The organism is Pseudomonas sp. GW822-FHT04H02 (genome assembly GCF_058800645.1).
Map to the genome: position 1 here is coordinate 150,422 of NZ_JBXAMM010000009.1, position 17,715 is coordinate 168,136.

General features: G+C 64.8%; 16 protein-coding genes. 3 read left to right on the forward strand and 13 right to left on the reverse strand.

Annotated features, from left to right (window positions below):
* Positions 1 to 85: 85 nt before the first annotated feature.
* From AC1RMG_RS30275 to AC1RMG_RS30320, 10 genes are all read right to left on the reverse strand, one after another.
* A complete protein-coding gene (locus tag AC1RMG_RS30275) occupies positions 86 to 730 on the reverse strand; it encodes a methionine ABC transporter permease (RefSeq protein ID WP_011058620.1) in 645 nt (214 codons plus the stop codon).
* Positions 720 to 1,844, reverse strand: coding sequence for a methionine ABC transporter ATP-binding protein (locus tag AC1RMG_RS30280; RefSeq protein ID WP_019095354.1), 1,125 nt, complete (start codon positions 1,842 to 1,844; stop codon positions 720 to 722). Before AC1RMG_RS30280 ends, AC1RMG_RS30275 begins: the two co-directional genes overlap by 11 nt.
* A gap of 1 nt (position 1,845) precedes the next feature.
* Positions 1,846 to 2,655 carry a MetQ/NlpA family ABC transporter substrate-binding protein gene (locus tag AC1RMG_RS30285; RefSeq protein ID WP_161466426.1) on the reverse strand — a complete coding sequence of 270 codons (810 nt, stop codon included), beginning with the start codon at positions 2,653 to 2,655 and terminating at the stop codon, positions 1,846 to 1,848.
* A gap of 112 nt (positions 2,656 to 2,767) precedes the next feature.
* Positions 2,768 to 4,135: an LLM class flavin-dependent oxidoreductase gene (locus AC1RMG_RS30290; RefSeq protein WP_015633741.1), complete on the reverse strand. Its 1,368-nt coding sequence runs from the start codon at positions 4,133 to 4,135 to the stop codon at positions 2,768 to 2,770.
* Positions 4,135 to 5,334: an SfnB family sulfur acquisition oxidoreductase gene (locus tag AC1RMG_RS30295; protein WP_103290581.1), complete on the reverse strand. Its 1,200-nt coding sequence runs from the start codon at positions 5,332 to 5,334 to the stop codon at positions 4,135 to 4,137. The genes AC1RMG_RS30290 and AC1RMG_RS30295 overlap by 1 nt, the downstream gene beginning before the upstream one ends.
* Before the next feature lie 39 nt (positions 5,335 to 5,373).
* Positions 5,374 to 6,615, reverse strand: coding sequence for an SfnB family sulfur acquisition oxidoreductase (locus AC1RMG_RS30300; protein ID WP_011058625.1), 1,242 nt, complete (start codon positions 6,613 to 6,615; stop codon positions 5,374 to 5,376).
* 487 nt (positions 6,616 to 7,102) lie between these two features.
* On the reverse strand, positions 7,103 to 7,864 hold the full coding sequence (gene tcyN / locus AC1RMG_RS30305) for an L-cystine ABC transporter ATP-binding protein TcyN (RefSeq protein WP_493170911.1): 762 nt from the start codon (positions 7,862 to 7,864) through the stop codon (positions 7,103 to 7,105).
* 4 nt (positions 7,865 to 7,868) lie between these two features.
* Positions 7,869 to 8,534, reverse strand: a complete 666-nt coding sequence (gene tcyL / locus AC1RMG_RS30310) for a cystine ABC transporter permease (RefSeq protein WP_011058627.1) — start codon at positions 8,532 to 8,534, stop codon at positions 7,869 to 7,871.
* Complete coding sequence (gene tcyJ, locus AC1RMG_RS30315) at positions 8,534 to 9,331, reverse strand: cystine ABC transporter substrate-binding protein (RefSeq protein ID WP_011058628.1); 798 nt, start codon at positions 9,329 to 9,331, stop codon at positions 8,534 to 8,536. Before tcyJ ends, tcyL begins: the two co-directional genes overlap by 1 nt.
* A gap of 379 nt (positions 9,332 to 9,710) precedes the next feature.
* Entirely contained in the window at positions 9,711 to 10,706 is a 996-nt protein-coding gene (locus AC1RMG_RS30320) for a D-cysteine desulfhydrase (protein WP_011058629.1), read from the reverse strand.
* A 189-nt stretch (positions 10,707 to 10,895) separates the two neighbouring features.
* On the opposite strand from AC1RMG_RS30320, the gene epsC reads away from it, so the two are divergent.
* On the forward strand, positions 10,896 to 11,822 hold the full coding sequence (epsC, locus tag AC1RMG_RS30325) for a serine O-acetyltransferase EpsC (RefSeq protein WP_011058630.1): 927 nt from the start codon (positions 10,896 to 10,898) through the stop codon (positions 11,820 to 11,822).
* A 493-nt stretch (positions 11,823 to 12,315) separates the two neighbouring features.
* The gene (betT, locus tag AC1RMG_RS30330) at positions 12,316 to 14,277 is read left to right on the forward strand and encodes a choline transporter BetT (protein WP_161466434.1); all 1,962 of its coding nucleotides are present in this window, start codon (positions 12,316 to 12,318) and stop codon (positions 14,275 to 14,277) included.
* 9 nt (positions 14,278 to 14,286) lie between these two features.
* Here the strand turns inward: betT and AC1RMG_RS30335 are convergent, their stop codons facing one another.
* Positions 14,287 to 14,544 carry a hypothetical protein gene (locus AC1RMG_RS30335; protein WP_015633747.1) on the reverse strand — a complete coding sequence of 86 codons (258 nt, stop codon included), beginning with the start codon at positions 14,542 to 14,544 and terminating at the stop codon, positions 14,287 to 14,289.
* A gap of 52 nt (positions 14,545 to 14,596) precedes the next feature.
* Entirely contained in the window at positions 14,597 to 15,337 is a 741-nt protein-coding gene (locus AC1RMG_RS30340) for an SDR family oxidoreductase (RefSeq protein WP_019094920.1), read from the reverse strand.
* Between the two features lie 132 nt (positions 15,338 to 15,469).
* Between AC1RMG_RS30340 and AC1RMG_RS30345 the strand changes: the two genes are divergently transcribed.
* Positions 15,470 to 16,360, forward strand: a complete 891-nt coding sequence (locus AC1RMG_RS30345; RefSeq protein WP_011058633.1) for a LysR family transcriptional regulator — start codon at positions 15,470 to 15,472, stop codon at positions 16,358 to 16,360.
* A gap of 139 nt (positions 16,361 to 16,499) precedes the next feature.
* On the opposite strand, the gene AC1RMG_RS30350 is transcribed toward AC1RMG_RS30345, so the two are convergent.
* On the reverse strand, positions 16,500 to 17,546 hold the full coding sequence (locus AC1RMG_RS30350; protein ID WP_011058634.1) for a LacI family DNA-binding transcriptional regulator: 1,047 nt from the start codon (positions 17,544 to 17,546) through the stop codon (positions 16,500 to 16,502).
* Positions 17,547 to 17,715: the final 169 nt, after the last annotated feature.

A 17,715-nucleotide genomic window follows, 5' to 3' on the forward strand; every position in this document is an offset into this window, starting at 1 on the left:
GAGCGAGCTCGCTCCTACGGGATGATCACCGTCCTTGGTAGGAGCGAGCTTGCTCGCGAAGGCGTCCGAACGGACACCACAGCCCTCAGCGCTTGTTCAGCACCCGCGCCAGACGGTCGCCACCCAGCTGGATCGCGGCCACCAGAATCACCAGCAGCACGATCACCGTGAGCATGATCTGGCTGTCGAAACGCTGATAACCGTAGCGGTAGGCAATGTCCCCCAGGCCGCCCGCGCCAATCGCCCCGGCCATGGCCGAGGAGTTGATCATGGTCACCAGGGTGATGGTGAAGCCGCCGACGATGCCCGGCAGCGCCTCGGGCAGCAGCACGTGCCAGACGATATGCCAGCGTCGGCAACCCATGGCCTGGGCGGCCTCGATCAGGCCGTGGTCGACCTCACGCAGGCTGACTTCGGCGATCCGCGCAAAGAACGGCGTGGCGGCGATGGTCAGCGGCACCACGGCGGCCCACACGCCGTAGGTGGTGCCGACGATCAGCCGGGTAAAGGGGATCAGCGCCACCATCAGGATCAGGAACGGGATCGAGCGGAACAGGTTCACAAAGGCCCCCAGCGCCCGGTTCAGGTTCGGCGCCTCGTAGATCCCGCCCTTGCCGCTGGTGACCAGGATCACCGCCAGGGGAATCCCCGCCAGCAGGGCAATCAGCGAGGACACGCCGACCATCAGCAGGGTGTCGAGAATGCCCTGCAACAAGCGATCAAACCACATAGCCCAGTACCTCCACCTGTTGTGCCCATTGCCCGGCGCGCTGGCGCAGTTGCGCAGCCTCCAGGGACGAGCCCTGGACCGCCAGCAGCAATTGCCCCAGGGCGTGGCCCTGGATGCGTTCCACGCCGCCTTGCAGCAGGCGTACGCGGCCGCCCAGGGCGCCGAACAGCGCCGCCAGGTCCGGTTCCTCATGGCTGCTGCCGGTGAAGCGCAGGCTCAGCACCAGCGCCGCATCGGAAGACGTCGGATGGCTTTGCAGGCGGTTCTGCAGTTCTTCCGGCAGGCCGTGCTGCAGGGGCGCCAGCAGGGTCTTGCTGACCTCGTGCTGCGGGTTGCCGAAGACTTCCCAGACCGGCCCCTGCTCGACGATGCGCCCGTGCTCCAGTACCACCACCCGGTCGCAGATATCGCGGATCACCGCCATCTCGTGGGTGATCAGGATGATGGTCAGGCCCAGGCGCTGGTTGATCTCTTTCAGCAGGCCGAGGATCGACTGGGTGGTTTCCGGGTCCAGGGCCGAAGTGGCCTCGTCGCACAGCAGGATCTCGGGATCGTGGACCAGGGCCCGGGCGATCCCCACCCGCTGCTTCTGGCCGCCGGACAACTGCGCCGGGTAGGCCCGGTGCTTGTCCTTGAGGCCCACCAGCTCCAGCAGCTCGCGCACCTTGCGCTCGCGCTCGGCCTTGGGTACCCCGGCCACCTTCAGCGGCAGCTCGACGTTGTGCCACACGGTCTTGGCCGACATCAGGTTGAAGTGCTGGAAGATCATGCCGATGCGCCGGCGCAGGGCCACCAGGCGGTCTTCGTCGAAGTCGCCGATGTCCACCTGGTCGATCAGCACCCGGCCGCTGCTGGGCTGCTCCAGGCGGTTGATGGTGCGGATCAGCGACGACTTGCCGGCGCCGCTGCGGCCGATGATGCCGAACACCTCGCCGCGCTGGATCGAGAGGTCGATATCGTGCAAGGCCTGCACCGGACCCTGCTGGCCCTGGTAGGTCTTGCCCAGGCCGATAAAGCGCACCTGGGCGCGATTCAGTTCGGGGTGCAGCTCGGTCTGCTCGGCGCGCCGGGGCGCCGCTTCCGGCAGCTTGCGCTGTAGCGTCGCGACACTCATCTCAACCTTCCCAACCGGCTTGGTAGAGCTTGCCGTGGGCTTTATCCAGAGCGGCGCGAACGGCAGGCGAGTGCTGGTAGATGTCGACGAACTTGATCAGCCGCGGGTCGTTCTGGCTCTTGGGCTGGATCACGAACTGGATCACGTATTCCTTGTGGTCCAGGCCGTCGAACAGCAGCGCCGAGCCGGCATCGAAGGTCTTGGCCAGGCGGATGTAGGCCGGGTAGCCCTGGACCAGGTCAGCGTCGTCATAGGCGCGCACCAGTTGCACGGCTTCGACCTGGAGGATCTTGATCTTCTTCGGGTTGCTGACGATGTCTTCTTCGGTGGCCTTGTAGCCAACGCCCGGCTTGAGGGTGATCAGCCCGGCCTTGGCCAGCAGTTGCAGGCCGCGCCCGCTGTTGATCGGGTCGTTGGCGATGGCCACGCTGGCGCCTTGTGGCAGTTCGTCGAAGCTTTTGTATTTCTTCGAGTACAGGCCGACGTTGTTGATGATGCCCGGGGCGAAGGGCACCAGGTCGAAACCGGCGGCGGCCTTGGCGTTTTCCAGGAACGGGATGTGCTGGAAGTAGTTCACGTCGATGTCACCGGCGGCCAGGCTGACGTTGGGCGCGATCCAATCGGTGAACTCCACCAGCTCGACTTTCAGGCCCTGCTTGCCGGCCTCTTCCACGGCGGCCTCCAGGGGAATGGCGAAGGCGGCGGTGGTGCCGACCTTGAGCGGCGCGTCGGCGGCGAAGACGGCGCTGCTGAACAGGCCGAGGGCGAGGGCCAGGGCTTTGAGCGGGTGGCGCAGGCGTTTGGTTTTCATAGGGGTCAGGGTCCGAGTCGGGGCCAGGGAATGGGGTGTGGTTGCGGGCCTCTTCGCTGGCTAGCCAGCGCCTACAGTGAGGTGTGCAGGAGCCGGCTTGCCGGCGAAGCGTTTAGCGGCGGTAGGCCGCGCCGGTGTGTTGTTCGGGCAGCTTGCGGCCCTGGCGGAAGAGCTTTTCCCGCAGGGTGCCATCGTCGTAGGCGGTCTTGTAGGAGCCGCGGCGCTGCAGTTCGGGGATGACCAGGTCGATGAAGTCGACGTAGCTTTCCGGGGTGACGATGCGGGTCAGGTTGAAGCCGTCCAGGCCGGTTTCGGCGATCCAGGATTCCAGGTCGTCGGCCACCTGCTGCGGCGAGCCGACCACGGTGAAGTAGCGGCCGCCCAGGGCGTGCTGGTCCAGCAGCTTGCGTCGGGTCCAGTCGTTGTTCTGCAGGTTCTTGGTGGCCGACTGGATGGCATTGCTCTTCACGTACTGGATCGGCTCGTCGATCTCGTACTGGGAAAAATCGATCCCGGTGGACGCGGAAAAATGCGCCACCCCGGCCTCTGCGCTGGCGTGGCTGCGGTACTCGGCGTGCTTCTTCCAGGCCAGTTCCTCGGTCTCGCCGACTATCACGTTGAGGCCCATGAACACCTTGATGTCCTCGGGATTGCGCCCGGCAGCCACGGCGCTGGCGCGGACCTTGTCCACCTGGGCCTTGGTCGCGGCCTTGTTCTGCCCGCTGATGAACACGCACTCGGCGTGGCGCCCGGCGAACAGCAGGCCGCGGTCCGAGCTGCCGGCCTGGAACAGCACCGGGGTGCGTTGCGGCGACGGTTCGCACAGGTGGTAACCACTGACCTGGTAGAACTCGCCCTGGTGCTCGACCTTGTGCACTTTTTCCGGCTGGGCATAGATGCGTTGCTCGCGGTCATTGAGGACCGCGTCGTCCTCCCAACTGCCTTCCCAGAGTTTGTACAGCACCTCCAGGTACTCGTCGGCCTGGTCGTAGCGGCGGTCGTGCTCGATCTGCTCCTTGAGCCCCATGGCCTGGGCGGCGCTGTCCAGGTAGCCGGTGACGATGTTCCAGCCGACCCGGCCACGGCTCAGGTGGTCGAGGGTGGAAAGGCGCCGGGCGAACAGGTAGGGCGCCTCGTAGGTGAGGTTGGCGGTGAGGCCGAACCCCAGGTTCTTGGTGACCGCGGCCATGGCCGAGACCAGCAGCAGCGGGTCGTTCACCGGCAGCTGGATCGACTCCTTGAGGGGCACGTCCACCGAATTCTGGTAGACGTCGTAGACCCCGACGATGTCGGCGATGAACAGCCCGTCGAACAGCCCGCGCTCCAGCAACTGGGCCAGCTCGGTCCAGTACTCGAGGGTCTTGTACTGGGTCGAGTTGTCCCGCGGGTGGGTCCACAGGCCGTGGTTGATGTGCCCGACGCAGTTCATGTTGAAGGCGTTGAGCAGGATCTTCTTCTTGGTGGTTTGTGGCGCGGCCATCAGATGGTCCCCCGCAGCGGCGGGTTCTGCTGGTTCAGGTAGTAGTTGCCCACCGCGTGGTACTTCCAGCGCACCGGGTCGTGCAGAGTGTGTACCCGGGCATTGCGCCAGTGGCGGTCCAGGCCATGCTCGGCCAGGGTCGCCTGGCTGCCCGCCAGTTCGAACAGGGTGCTGCCGGCGGCCAGGGAAATTTCCGTGCTCAAGGCGCGGACCTCGGCCACGGCGATGGACGCGGCGGCCACGGTGTCGGCGTTGGTCTGGGTCTGGGCCTTGTCGAGGAACTCCCCGGCGCGTTCCAGCAGGGCCTCGGTGGCGTGCAGGCGGATGCTCAGGTGGCCGAAGCTCTTGATGGTCAGCGGGTCGTCGGTGGCCTTGTCGTTGCCGGAGTCGATCCACGGCCGGGTCTTGGTGCGCACAAAGCGCAGGGCGTCTTCATAGGCGGCGCGGGCGATGCCGGTGTCGATGGCGGCGTGGAGGATCTGCGCCAGCGGGCCGACTGGGGTCGGGCGCTCGAAGGCGCTCTGGAACGGCACCACGTCGGCCTCGTCCACCCACACGTTGTCGAATTGCACCGAGCCGCTGCCGGTGGTGCGCTGGCCGAAGCCGCTCCAGTCGTCGATCACGTCCAGGCCCTGGGCGTCGGCGGGGACGAAGGCCAGTTGCTGCACGCCGTGTTCATCCACCACCGAGGTGGGGATGCGCTGGGCGTAGAGGGCGCCGGTGGCGTAGAACTTGCGCCCGTCGATGCGGTAGCCCGGGCCGTTGCTGTCGCGGCTCAGGCGGGTGGTGCGGTCGTGGGCGGTCTTGGTGCCCAGCTCGGCCAGGGCGTTGCCGAAACGCCGGCCGGCCAGGACTTCGGCATACAGCCGCTGCTTCTGCGGCTCGCTGCCATTCACCCGCAGCACTTCCAGGGCGTAGAAATGGTTCTGCGGGATCTGCCCCAGGGAGGCGTCGGCTTCGGCGATCAGGGCGATGACCTTGGCCAGGGTGACGTTGGAAACCCCGGCGCCGCCGTATTCCTTGGGCACGCTGATGCCCCACAGGCCGGAGCGGGAAAAGGCTTCCAGCTCGGGGTGCGGCAGGCGCCGCTCGCGGTCGCGCAGGGCGCTGTCGCGCTTGAAATCTTCCGCCAGGTCGCTGGCGACAATCAGGGCTTGCTCATCGCTGGTAATGACCGCGACGTGTTGGGAAAGAGACATGTGTTTCTCCAGAGATCTGGTCAAAAGCGTTCTGGGCGGTTAAATCCAGGAGTGCCGGGCAGGCAAGGTGCCGTTCAGGTGATAGGTGCCCACGGCGTGGTACTTCCAGCGCACCGGGTCGTGCAGGGTGTGTACCCGGGCGTTGCGCCAGTGACGGTCGAGGTTGAATTCGGCGAGGGTGGCGCGGCTGCCAGCCAGCTCGAAGAGCTTTTCACTGGCCAGCAGCGAGATCTCGGTGGTCAGCACCTTGGCTTCGGCTACGGCGATGGAGGCGCGGGCCGCGGACTCGGCAGTGATCGGCGCCGCGCTGACCTGGTCCAGCACCTGCCCGGCCTTGCGCAGCAGGGCTTCGGCGGCGTGCAGTTCGATCTGCAGCTTGCCGATGTCGGCGATCACATACAGGTCATCGCTGGCCCGCTCGACGTTGGCATCGATCCACGGGCGTGCTCGTTCACGAACGAAACGGATGGCGTCGGCCACGGCTTCCCGGGCGATGCCGGCGTCAATGGCGGCCTGGATCAGCTGGGATACCGCGCCCTGGATATTCGGTGTTTCGTTGATCCGCCAGTTGTCCAGCACCAGCTCGGCGTCCACCCGCACATCGTTGAGCAGGATGGTGCCGCTGGCGGTGGTGCGCTGGCCGAAGCCCGACCAGTCGTCGACGATGCGCAGCCCCGGGGTGCCACGACGGACGAAGGCCAGCACCTGGCGGCCCTCCTCGTTGAGTGCCTTGACCGCCACCCAGTGGGCGAACAGGGCGCCGGTGGAGTAGAACTTCTGGCCATTGATCACGTGGCCGTCGGCGTCGGCGGTGATCCGTGCCTTGAGTTCCAGGGTGTTCTTGGTGCCGCGTTCCGGGCCGGCGTTGCCGATGCGCCAGCCTTCCAGGACGCTCTGCAGCAGCTGTTTCTTCTGCCGCTCGGTGCCGCAGCCGAGAATCAGGCCGAGGATGCCGAACTGGTTCTGCGGGATCTGCCCCAGGGCCGGGTCGGCCGCGGAAATGATGGCGAAGACTTCGGCCAGGGTGACGAAGGAAACCTGTGGCCCGCCGTAGGCGCGGGGCACGGAAATACTGCCCAGGCCGCTGCGGGTGAATTGTTCGATCTGCGCCCAGGGCAGCTTGCGCTGGCGGTCGCGCTGGGCGGCCTGCTGGCGGGCCGCGTCGGCCAATTCATGGGCAGCCTGAAGGGCTTCGGCGTCGTTGCGCAGAACCCGAGCGGGCAGCAAAAGGGGAGCGATATCCAGGTCACTCTGGACCTGGGCTTCGATCAGACTGGACATCAGTGCCACTCCTTGGCTGCACGCAATGCCCTGGCGATCTGCACTGGGGTGATTGTGTTCCGGACCATACCTACCTCACATCTTTTGGATAGGCCGCGTCATGCGGCGAAATCAGAATCAAGAATGTCCGGTGGTCCGGTGCATATACCCTATGCGCGTATAAAAATTAAATAAACTAACTTTTAGGAATATGAATAGAAGGGTTGAATCGAAGCCCGCAGGCGTTATGGATCAAGGCCTTAGCGTGCTTCCACAGCTGTGGTTCTCGCGACGAATGCCTCCCCAAAACCACCCCGTGCCTGCACGTAGGAGCTGGCTTGCCAGCGAAGGCGTCCTTGAGGGCGATGCAAGGCTCGAGGGCCTTTTCGCCGGCAAGCCGGCTCCTACGGGGGAGGGGGCGTGATCTGCTGTAGGAGCTGGCTTGCCAGCGAAGGCGTCCGCGAGGGCGATGCAAGGCTCGAGGGCCTTTTCGCCGGCAAGCCGGCTCCTACAAGGGGGCGTGGTTTGCGCCGAGGAACTTGCTGAGAAACTGTCGGGTGCGTTCGTGCTGGGGGTTGGCGAACAGCGCCTTGGCTTCGCCCTGTTCGACGATCACCCCCTTGTCGAAGAAGATCACCCGGTTGGCCACGTCCCGGGCAAAGCCCATCTCGTGGGTGACGATGACCATGGTGCGTTTCTCTTCGGCCAGGCTGCGGATGGTGGCCAGTACTTCGCCCACCAGCTCCGGGTCCAGGGCCGAGGTGGGTTCGTCGAACAGGATCACCCGCGGTTCCATGGCCAGGGCCCGGGCAATCGCTACCCGCTGTTGCTGGCCGCCGGACAGGCGCCTGGGGTAGGCATCTTCCTTGCCTGCCAGCCCGACCTTGGCCAGCAGCGCGCGACCCAGGGCGACGGCTTGCTCCCGCGGGGTCTTCTTCACCACCAGCGGGCCTTCGATGACGTTCTCCAGGGCGGTGCGGTGGGGGAACAGGTTGAAGTTCTGGAACACGAAGCCCACTTGCTGGCGCAACTGGCGGATCCGGCCCTGCTGATGGCTCAGGGGGATGCTGCTGTCGATGCTGATGTCACCGATGCGGATGCGGCCGCTGGTGGGTTCTTCGAGAAAATTCAGGCAGCGCAGGAAGGTGGTCTTGCCCGAGCCGCTGGGGCCGATGATGGCGACCACTTCGCCTTCCTTGACCTCCAGGTCGATGCCATTGAGCACCGTCTGGCCCTTGAACTGCTTGGTCAGTTTTTCCACCACGATCATGGCTTCAGGACTCCTGGTCGTGCCGATTGACCCGCTCTTCAAGCCGGTTCTGCAGGTGCGCGAGCACGCTGGCGAGAATCCAGTAGATCAGGGCGGCGGCAAGATACATGGTGAAGATTTCGAAGGTGCGGGCGGTGATCAGCTGCGCCTGGCGGAACAGTTCAGGCACCTGGATGGTGGCGGCCAGGGCCGTGTCCTTGACCAGGGAAATGAAGCTGTTGCCCAGCGGCGGCAGGGCCGTGCGCATGGCTTGGGGCAGGATCGCCCGGCGCAGGGTCTGCGCGCGGGTCATGCCGATGCTGGCGGCGGCTTCCCATTGGCCACGCTCGATGGAACCGATGGCAGCCCTGAGGATTTCACAGGCATAGGCCGCCATGTTCAGGGAGAAACCGATCAGTGCCGCGGGCAGCGGGTCCAGTTCCAGCCCCAGTTGCGGCAGGCCGTAATAGATCACGAAGAGCTGCACCAAGAGCGGCGTGCCGCGAAAGAACGACACGTAGATGCGGGCGATCCAGCTCACCAGGGCCAGGTGTGACAGGCGCATCAAGGCCAGGCCAAAGCCCAGCAGCAGTCCGAAGAACATGCCGCCGAGGCTGAGGATGACCGTGTAGTACGCGCCTTTGAGAAGAAATGGCGCTGATTCCAGCGCCAGTTGCAGGCCTGCTTCCATTATTGGGTGACGTCAGCGTTGAAGTATTTTTCCGAGAGTTTTTTCAACGTGCCGTCCGCCCGCAGTTCCTCGATGGCCTTGTTCACCGCCGCCAGCAGCTCAGGTTCGCCCTTGCGCAGGGCCACGCCGGCTTCCTGGCGGGAGAAGGGTTCGCCGGATACCACCAGGGTGTCCTTGGTTTTCTTGATCAGCTCGAAGGCCGCCAGGCGGTCCACCAGGATGGCTTCGATACGGCCTACGCGCAGGTCCTGGTACTTGGTCGGATCGTCGTCGTAGGTCTTGATGATGGCGGTGGGCACGTTGTCCTTGAGCCACTGCTCGTAGTTGGTGCCCAGGCCCACGCCGACCTTGTGCCCACCCAGGTCGGCGGCGGTCTTGAACTTGCCTTCGTCCTTCTTCTGGGTCAGGGCCTGGATGCCGGAGACGGTATAGGGGATGGAGAAATCGTACTTTTTCTTGCGCTCTTCAGAGATGGTCACCTGGTTCACCACGGCGTCCAGGCGCTTGGACTCCAGGGCGGCGAGAATGCCGTCCCACTTGGTCGGCTGCAGCTTGACCTTGACCCCGAGCTTGTTCGCCAGGGCTTCGGAGAATTCCACCTCGAAGCCGGTCAGCTTGCCGTTTTCGTCCACATAGCTGAACGGTGGGTAGGTGCCTTCCAGGCCGACGTTGATGACTCCGGCATCCTTGATTTTCTGCAGTTGCTCGCCGGCAACCGCTTGCCCCATCAGTCCGGCACCCAAGGCCAGGCCCAGTGTGCCAATCAGCAGATTGCGACGCAGTACGGAAAAATTCATGACAAGCCCCTGTGTGTTTTCTTATGCACGATGCGGGTGGAGTTGCAGGTCAATCGGTGAGGCGCGAACTGTGCTTTATCCTGCCTTAAATGCGCGTGGCGCGTCTCGTGGCAATTGGGCCTGCGGCGCGACTATAAGATGGCATTTATAGGTTTAAAAATAATATAAATTTACTTTGTTATTCCTTTTTGTTTGGTTCTCCTTGCACCATCCTTCCGTAGGAGCTGGCTTGCCAGCGAAGGTGGCATCGAGGGCGATGCAAGGTTCGTGGGCCTCTTCGCCGGCAAGCCGGCTCCTACAAAGAACTCCATTGCCCTGACCCCGTAGGAGCTGGCTTGCCAGCGAAGGTGGCATCGAGGGCAATGCAAGGCTTGCGCTGCTACGAGAAGGCGCCGGCGTAGGCGAACAGGGCCGGGGCGCCGCCGGTGTGCAGGAAAATCAGCGGGCCATCGTCGAAGCGCTGGCGACCGACCCCGTCCAGCAGGCCGGCCATGGCCTTGCCGGTGTATACCGGGTCCAGCAACAGGCCTTCCTGGCTGGCCAGCAGCTTGACCGCCGCCAGGGTCCCGGCATTGGGTTCACCGTAGCGCGGGGCGAAGTACTCGTCCCACAACTGCACGTTGAAAGCGTCGGGCAGCTTCACTCCCAGCAACTCAGCGGTGCGCTCGGCCAGGCCCTGGACCTTGGGCCGCTGGTCTTCTTCGCTGCGCGACACGGTGACCCCGATCACCGGCAGTTGCGGCAGCACTTCGCTCAAGGCCAGGGCCAGGCCGCTGTGGGTGCCGGCGCTGCCGGAGGCCAGGACCACGGCGGCAAACTCCAGGCCGCTGTCTTCGATCTGCTGCGCCAGCTCCAGGCCGGCGCGCACGTAGCCCAGGGCCCCCAGGGCATTGGAGCCGCCGATGGGCACCAGGTAGGGTTTCTTGCCGTTGCTGCGCAGGCGCGCGGCCAGGGCGTGCAGTTGCTCGTCGGCCTGGTCGAGGTTTTCCACCAGCTCCACCTTGGCGTCGAACAGGTCCAGCAGCAGGCGGTTGCCATTGCCCAGGTAGTTGGGGTCTTGGGTGCCGGTGGGGTTTTCCAGCAGGGCCACGCAGCCCAGCCCCAACTTGGCGGCCAGGGCTGCGGTCTGGCGCACATGGTTGGACTGGATGGCACCGGCGGTGATCAGGGTGTCGGCGCCCTGGGCCAGGGCATCGGCGGCCAGGTATTCGAGCTTGCGCAGCTTGTTGCCGCCCATGGCCAGGGGTGTGCTGTCGTCACGCTTGACGTAGACATCGCGACCGATCCAGGCCGACAGGCGTTCGAGTTTTTCCAGGGCGGTGGTAGACCTGAGCAGGTCGAGACGATTAAAGCGGGCGAGCTGTTGTTTGATCATGGGGCCGCACGGAACAGGGAAGGTGCAAGGACTATAGGCAGCCCTTTTTGCCCGGGCAACCGCCAATCGCTTATGCGAAAAAGTGCTTGAGACCAGACAATTAGTTCTTAAGCGCCGCCGTTGCCGGGCGTAAAGTGATCGCCGTTTGCGCGGCCCGATTGTCCGGCCGCCCGAGTAAGGAGTCTTATCGTGAGCGAGCGTTCCAGCCATTGGCAATTGCAGACCATCGTTGGCCAACTGCGTGATGCCCGTGACCAGTGGCGTACCCGCAACGGTCGGGTCAGCGGCGAGCAGGGCGGGCGTGAGCTGCCGTCGCGGGCGGCCATGGCGGAAATCCTCGAGGCCCTGTGCGGTGCCCTGTTTCCCATGCGCCTGGGGCCGGTGGACCTGCGCGAAGAGAGCGAGGATTTCTACGTGGGCCACACCCTGGACGCGGCGCTCAACGCCTTGCTGGCCCAGGCGCGCCTGGAGCTGCGCTATGTGGCCCGGCAGAGCGGCGAGGCCGATGCCGAAGTCAACGCCCGGGCGATCCGCCTGATCCAGGATTTCGCCCTGGCCCTGCCCGGCCTGCGGGTGCTGCTGGACACCGATGTGCTGGCGGCCTATCACGGCGACCCTGCGGCCCGCAGCGTGGATGAGGTGCTGCTGTGCTACCCCGGCATCCTGGCGGTGATCCACCACCGCCTGGCGCACCATCTGTATCGCGCCGGCCTGCCGCTGCTGGCGCGGATCAGCTCGGAAATCGCCCACTCGGCCACCGGCATCGACATCCACCCGGGTGCGCAGATCGGCCGCAGCTTCTTCATCGACCACGGTACCGGCGTGGTGATCGGCGAGACCGCGATCATCGGCGAGCGGGTGCGCATCTATCAGGCGGTGACCCTGGGCGCCAAGCGCTTCCCGGCGGACGAGGACGGCCAGTTGCAGAAGGGCCACCCGCGCCACCCGATCGTCGAGGACGACGTGGTGATCTACGCCGGCGCGACCATCCTGGGGCGCATTACCATCGGCAAGGGCTCGACCATTGGCGGCAACGTCTGGCTGACCCGCAGCGTGCCGGCCGGCTGCAACCTGACCCAGGCCAACCTGCAGCACGACGACGGCTCGCAGAAGTAGGCGCTGGCTTGTGTAGGCGCTGGCTTGCCAGCGAAGGCGTCTCTGAGAGCGATGCAGGACTTGCCGGCCTATTCGCCGGCAAGCCGGCTCCTACGGAAGAAGGTGTACGCCCGCCTGTTGTAGGCGCTGGCTTGCCAGCGAAGGCGTCCCTGAGGGCGATGCAGGGCTTGCGGGCCTCTTCGCCGGCAAGCTGGCTCCTACGGGAGAGAGGCCGGCCCGGCAAGGGGCTTTTTCTGCTGAACGATTGCGTCCGACACACGTCATACCCTTCCCTGAGCTAGCGTACAAAAGGTACCGCTGAGCCCTGCGATTAGTCCTGAGCCCCCTATCCATGTTTAACTTGAACGCTTGTTCAAGTTAAACCGGTGGTTCGCTGCCCGCTCACAACAGGAGGCTTGCCTTTGCTGAGTCCGTCTATTTCAGCCATGTTTCATCCCTTCGAGGTGCACCGTTCATGAGTGCACCATCCACCTCCGCGAATGCTCTGATTCGCATGAACCCTCCGGTGTTCTACTTCGCCGCGAGCTTTATCCTGATCTTCGGCGTGGTGGTCATTTCCATGCCGGAACAGGCCGGCGCCTGGCTGCTGGCGGCGCAAAACTGGGCGGCCAATACGGTCGGCTGGTACTACATGCTGGCGATGACCCTGTACCTGGTCTTCGTGGTGGTCACCGCCTTGTCCGGCTACGGCAAGATCAAGCTCGGTGCCGACCACGACGAACCCGAGTTCAGTTACCTGTCCTGGGCCGGCATGCTGTTCGCCGCCGGGATCAGCATCACGCTGTTCTTCTTCTGCGTTTCCGAGCCCCTGACCCACATGCTGCAACCGCCCCAGGGCGAGGCCGGCACCGCCGAGGCGGCGCGCCAGGGCATGCAGCTGCTGTTCCTGCACTGGGGTCTGCACGGGTGGGGCGTGTTCGCCTTCGTCGGCATGGCCCTGGCGTACTTCGCCTACCGGCACAACCTGCCGCTGGCCCTGCGTTCGGCGCTGTACCCGCTGATCGGCAAGCGCATCAACGGCCCTATCGGCTACGCGGTGGATGGCTTCGGCATCATCGCCACGGTGTTCGGCCTGGGCGCCGACATGGGCTTTGGCGTACTGCACCTGAACTCCGGCCTCGACTACCTGTTCGGCATCGCCCACACCCAGTGGATCCAGGTTGGCCTGATCACCCTGATGATGGGCGCGGCGATCATTGTCGCGGTGTCCGGGGTCGACAAGGGCGTGCGGGTGATGTCCGACATCAACATGCTGCTGGCGGTGGCGCTGCTGCTGTTCGTGCTGTTCGCCGGGCCCACCCAGCACCTGCTCAACACCCTGATCCAGAACCTGGGCGACTACCTGGGCGCCTTGCCCACCAAGAGCTTCGACGTCTACGCCTACAACAAGCCCAGCGACTGGCTGGGCGGCTGGACGGTGTTCTACTGGGCCTGGTGGATTGCATGGTCGCCGTTCGTGGGCCTGTTCATCGCGCGGATTTCCCGGGGCCGGACCATCCGCGAGTTCGTGTTCGGCGTACTGCTGATTCCCCTGGGCTTCACCCTGGCGTGGATGTCGATCTTCGGTAACAGCGCCATCGACCAGGTGCTCAACCACGGTATGAGCGCCCTGGGCATGTCGGCTATCGACAACCCGTCGATGACCCTCTACCTGCTGCTGGAAACCTACCCCTGGAGCAAGACCGTGATTGCGGTCACGGTGTTCATCAGCTTCGTGTTCTTCGTCACCTCGGCGGATTCCGGCACCGTGGTGCTCTCGACCCTGTCGGCCAAAGGCGGCAACGCCGATGAAGACGGGCCGAAATGGCTGCGGGTGTTCTGGGGGGCGATGACCGCCCTGGTCACCAGTGCGCTGTTGTTCGCCGGCAGCATCGATTCGCTGAAGTCGGCGGTGGTGCTGACCTCGCTGCCGTTCTCGCTGATCCTGCTGTTGATGATGTGGGGGCTGCACAAGGCGTTCTACCTGGAATCCCAGCGGCGCATCGCCCAGTTGCATTCCCTGGCGCCGGTTGCGCCTTCGCGGCGGGGCAAGGGCGGCTGGCGCCAGCGCCTGAGCCAGGCGGTGCATTTCCCGTCACGGGATGAGGTGTATCGCTTCCTCGACCAGACAGTGCGCCCGGCCATCGAAGAGGTGACCGCGGTGTTCGTCGAGAAGGGCTTGAACGTGGTGACCCAGCCCGACCCGGCCAACGACAGCGTGAGCCTGGAAATCGGCCATGGCGACCAGCACCCGTTCATCTATCAGGTGCAGATGCGCGGTTACTTCACCCCGTCCTTCGCCCGTGGCGGCATGGGGCCCAAGGAGCTGCGCAACCGCCGTTACTACCGGGCCGAGGTGCATCTGGCCGAGGGCAGTCAGGATTACGACCTGATGGGCTACACCAAGGAACAGATCATCAACGACATCCTCGACCAGTACGAACGCCATATGCAGTTCCTGCATCTGGTGCGCTGAGCCGTTCGCTCAGGCCTTGGTGAGCAACAGGTAGAACACCAGGGCCAGCACCGGCACGGCAAACACCAGGCTGCCGACCGCCAGCTCCGAACGCAGGGGCTGGTGGGCGGTGACCATGCCCACCGCACCGTTGATGACCGTCAACGCCAGCCACAGCCCCGAGAAGCCATAGCCCAGGGTCTGGCGGCTGAAACCCAGTCGCTCGCCGATAAACAGCACCAGTGCCAGCAGGATCAGGCCAAAGGTGATGATGATGGTGGTGTGCATGATGGGTACTCCCCGGGAGCCGGTGTGCCGGCGCATGTATCGAGCATAGGCGTCAAACCAGCCCGCCATTGGCCCGCAGGATCTGCCCGTTGACCCAGGCCGCCGCCGGGCTCGCCAGGAAGCTGATGATGCTGGCGATATCCTCCGGCTGCCCCAGGCGTTCCAGGGGCGGCATCCTGGCGAAGCTGGCCACCTGCTCGGCAGTCTTGTCCTTGAGGAACAGTTCGGTGGCCACCGGCCCCGGCGCCACGGCATTGACCGTGATCTGGCGCCCGCGCAGCTCCTTGGCAAACACCTGGGTCAGGGATTCCACCGCCGCCTTGCTGGCGATGTACACCGCGTAGCCCGGCAGGTTGAGGCCGACGGTGCTGCTGGAGAAATTGACGATACGGCCGCCGTCATTCAGGCGCCCGGCGGCTTCGCGCAGGGTGTTGAAGGTACCGCGAGTGTTGATGGCGAAGGTCTGCTCGTAGAGCTCGTCGCTGTGCTCGGCCAGGGGCAGCACCTTGAGGATGCCGGCGTTGTTGATCAGCACATCGACCTTGCCCAGTTGGGTCTCGGTCTCTTCGAACAGCCGGCGCACATCGCTGGCGCTGGCCACGTCGGCCTTGACCGCTATGGCCCGGTGCCCGGCCTGGCGCAGTTCCACCACCAGCCGGGAAGCTTCCTCGCTGCTGCTGGCGTAGTTGATCGCCACGGCGTAACCCTCCTTGGCCAACTGGCGGGCGATCACTGCGCCTATGCCTCGGGAGGCTCCGGTGACAATGGCGACTTTTGCGGCTTGAGCGGTCATGGGGTCAGTCCTTCATGGAGGTTGAACGGCTTGTCTGGGCAACAGGTTCACGGATTTACCGTGCTGGATAAATGCGCCAGAGTTGCCTTGACTGTTCAATATTCGCCAACAATCGAGCTTCTGGAGCCACCTGTGGACCAAGTCAAAGGGATGAAAGTGTTCGTAAGGATCTACGAGCGCAGCAGCTTCACTCTAGCCGCCGATGACCTGAACCTGCCCCGGGCGACCCTGACCCACACCCTCAACCAGTTCGAGGCCTGGCTCGGCACCCGGCTGCTGGAGCGCAGCACCCGCCGGGTACGCCCGACTCTGGATGGCCAGGCCTATTACCCCCGTTGCGTGCAACTGCTGGCGGAGCTGGAAGAGGCTGAACTGGCGTTTCGCACTGTGGAGCCCCATGGGCGCTTGCGGGTGGACATGCACGGCACCCTGGCCAAGCACTTCGTGATCCCGCGGCTGGGGGAGTTCATGCAACGTTATCCACAGATCGAACTGGCCATCAGCGAGGCCGACCACTTTGTCGACCTGGTCGCCGAGGGCGTGGACTGCGTGCTGCGTGCCGGCAACCTGGAAGGCTCCTCGCTGATTGCCCGGCGGGTGGCGAACCTGCAGCAGGTGACCTGCGCCAGCCCCGCCTACCTGGCGCGATACGGCGAACCGCAGAGCCTGGACGAACTCGGCGCGCATCGGGCGGTGAACTACGTTTCGCGTACCGCCACCCGCTCGTTCCCCTTCGAGTTCCTGGTCGAGGGGCAGGTGCGCGAAGTGGCCATCGATGGCGCCTTGTCGGTGTTCGGTGCGCAGATCTACGGCGCCTCGGCCCTGGCGGGGCTGGGGATCATCCAGTGTCCGCGTTATCACGTGGCGCGGCAGATCGAGCAGGGGTCGATGCGCGAGATTCTCTGTCACACGCCGCCCCCGGCAATGCCGGTGTCGGTGGTCTACCCCCACAGTCGGCACATGTCGCCGCGGGTGCGGGTATTTGTCGACTGGCTGGCGCAGGTGTTTACCGAGGCGCATTGACGCCCCCCGATGGCACGCCATGCGCAGGAGCTATGGGCCGCCAGCGTATTGATCAACCCAGTGGATCACCTGGACAACCCCGACTACGCCGGTGGCGTATGGGGCGCTGCGCGAGCTCTCTGCCTGAGGGGCGGTGGGCTCAACTGCTTTCGCGCTCGATCAGCCGGCATTGCAGCAGGTTCAGGCGTTGCACCGTGCCTGCCACTGGCAGAACTCCCAGGCTCTCCAGCACCCGGGTCGCGGCCAGTACGCCGATCTGAAGCGCCGGTGGCTGGATGGTGCTCAGGCTGGGCAGCAGCATCTGCGCAAAGGGGTAGTCGCCAAAGCCCAGCACCGCACATTCCTCGGGGATCTTCAGCCCGGCTCGTTGCCCCGCCAGCAGGCCGCCGGCTGCCAGGTTGTCGTTGGCGAAGATGATCGCGTCGGGGCGTTCCGGGCTGCCCATCAGCGCTTCCATGGCCTGTTTGCCGGCCTCGAAGGGCGCGCGGTCGGCATCCGGGGCAAACACCCGGGGCGCCAGCCCCAACTCGGCCAGCGTTGCCAGATAGCCGTCGCGCCGCTCCAGGGCACTGAAGTCTCCCGGGGCGCTGTTCTGCACGAAGGCGATGCGCCGGTAGCCTTTGGCGTGCAGGTGGCGAGCGGCCGTGACCCCTACCTGAAAGTGCGAAAAGCCGATCTGCAGCGGTTGGCGCTGGGGCTGGTAGTCCCAGGTTTCGATCACCGGGATCTCGGTGTCGGCGAGCATCTTTTCCGTGCCCGGGCTATGGAAGTGGCTGGTCAGTACCAGGGCTGCCGGCGACCAGCCGAGAAAGGCCCTTACCGCGCTCTCCTCCTGCCTTGCGTCGAAGTAGCTGGAAGCCAGCAGCAGTTGGTAGCCATGGCGGCTGAGGGTGTCGCTGAAGCCCTGGATGGTCTGGGCGAAAATCGGCCCGGAAATGTTCGGGATGACCATGGCGACAATCCGCCCGCGGGCCGAGGCCAGCCCGCCGGCCACCAGGTTCGGTACATAGCCGAGTTCGGCGACCACCGCGGCGATGCGTTCACGGCGCTCGGGGGAAACACTGTCGGGCTGGTTGAAATAGCGCGAAACGGTGATCGCCGACACCCCGGCCTGGCGCGCCACGGTGTTCAGGGTTACGCGGCCGGCGCCGCGGCGCTTGCGGCCAGGCGCTTGGTCAGAGCTCATGAGCGCATTCCTTTGGCTGAACAAAAAGGCATATAAAAGTAATTTTTCAGTATTGGACGCTCTATCAAGAGCCTGTCGATACTGGCGATGTTAGCGCTAACAAAGCGCCATGTCTGCTACTCGCTCGAGCGAATGCCCAAGACAGTTTTCAGGCGCTGCCGGCACAGAT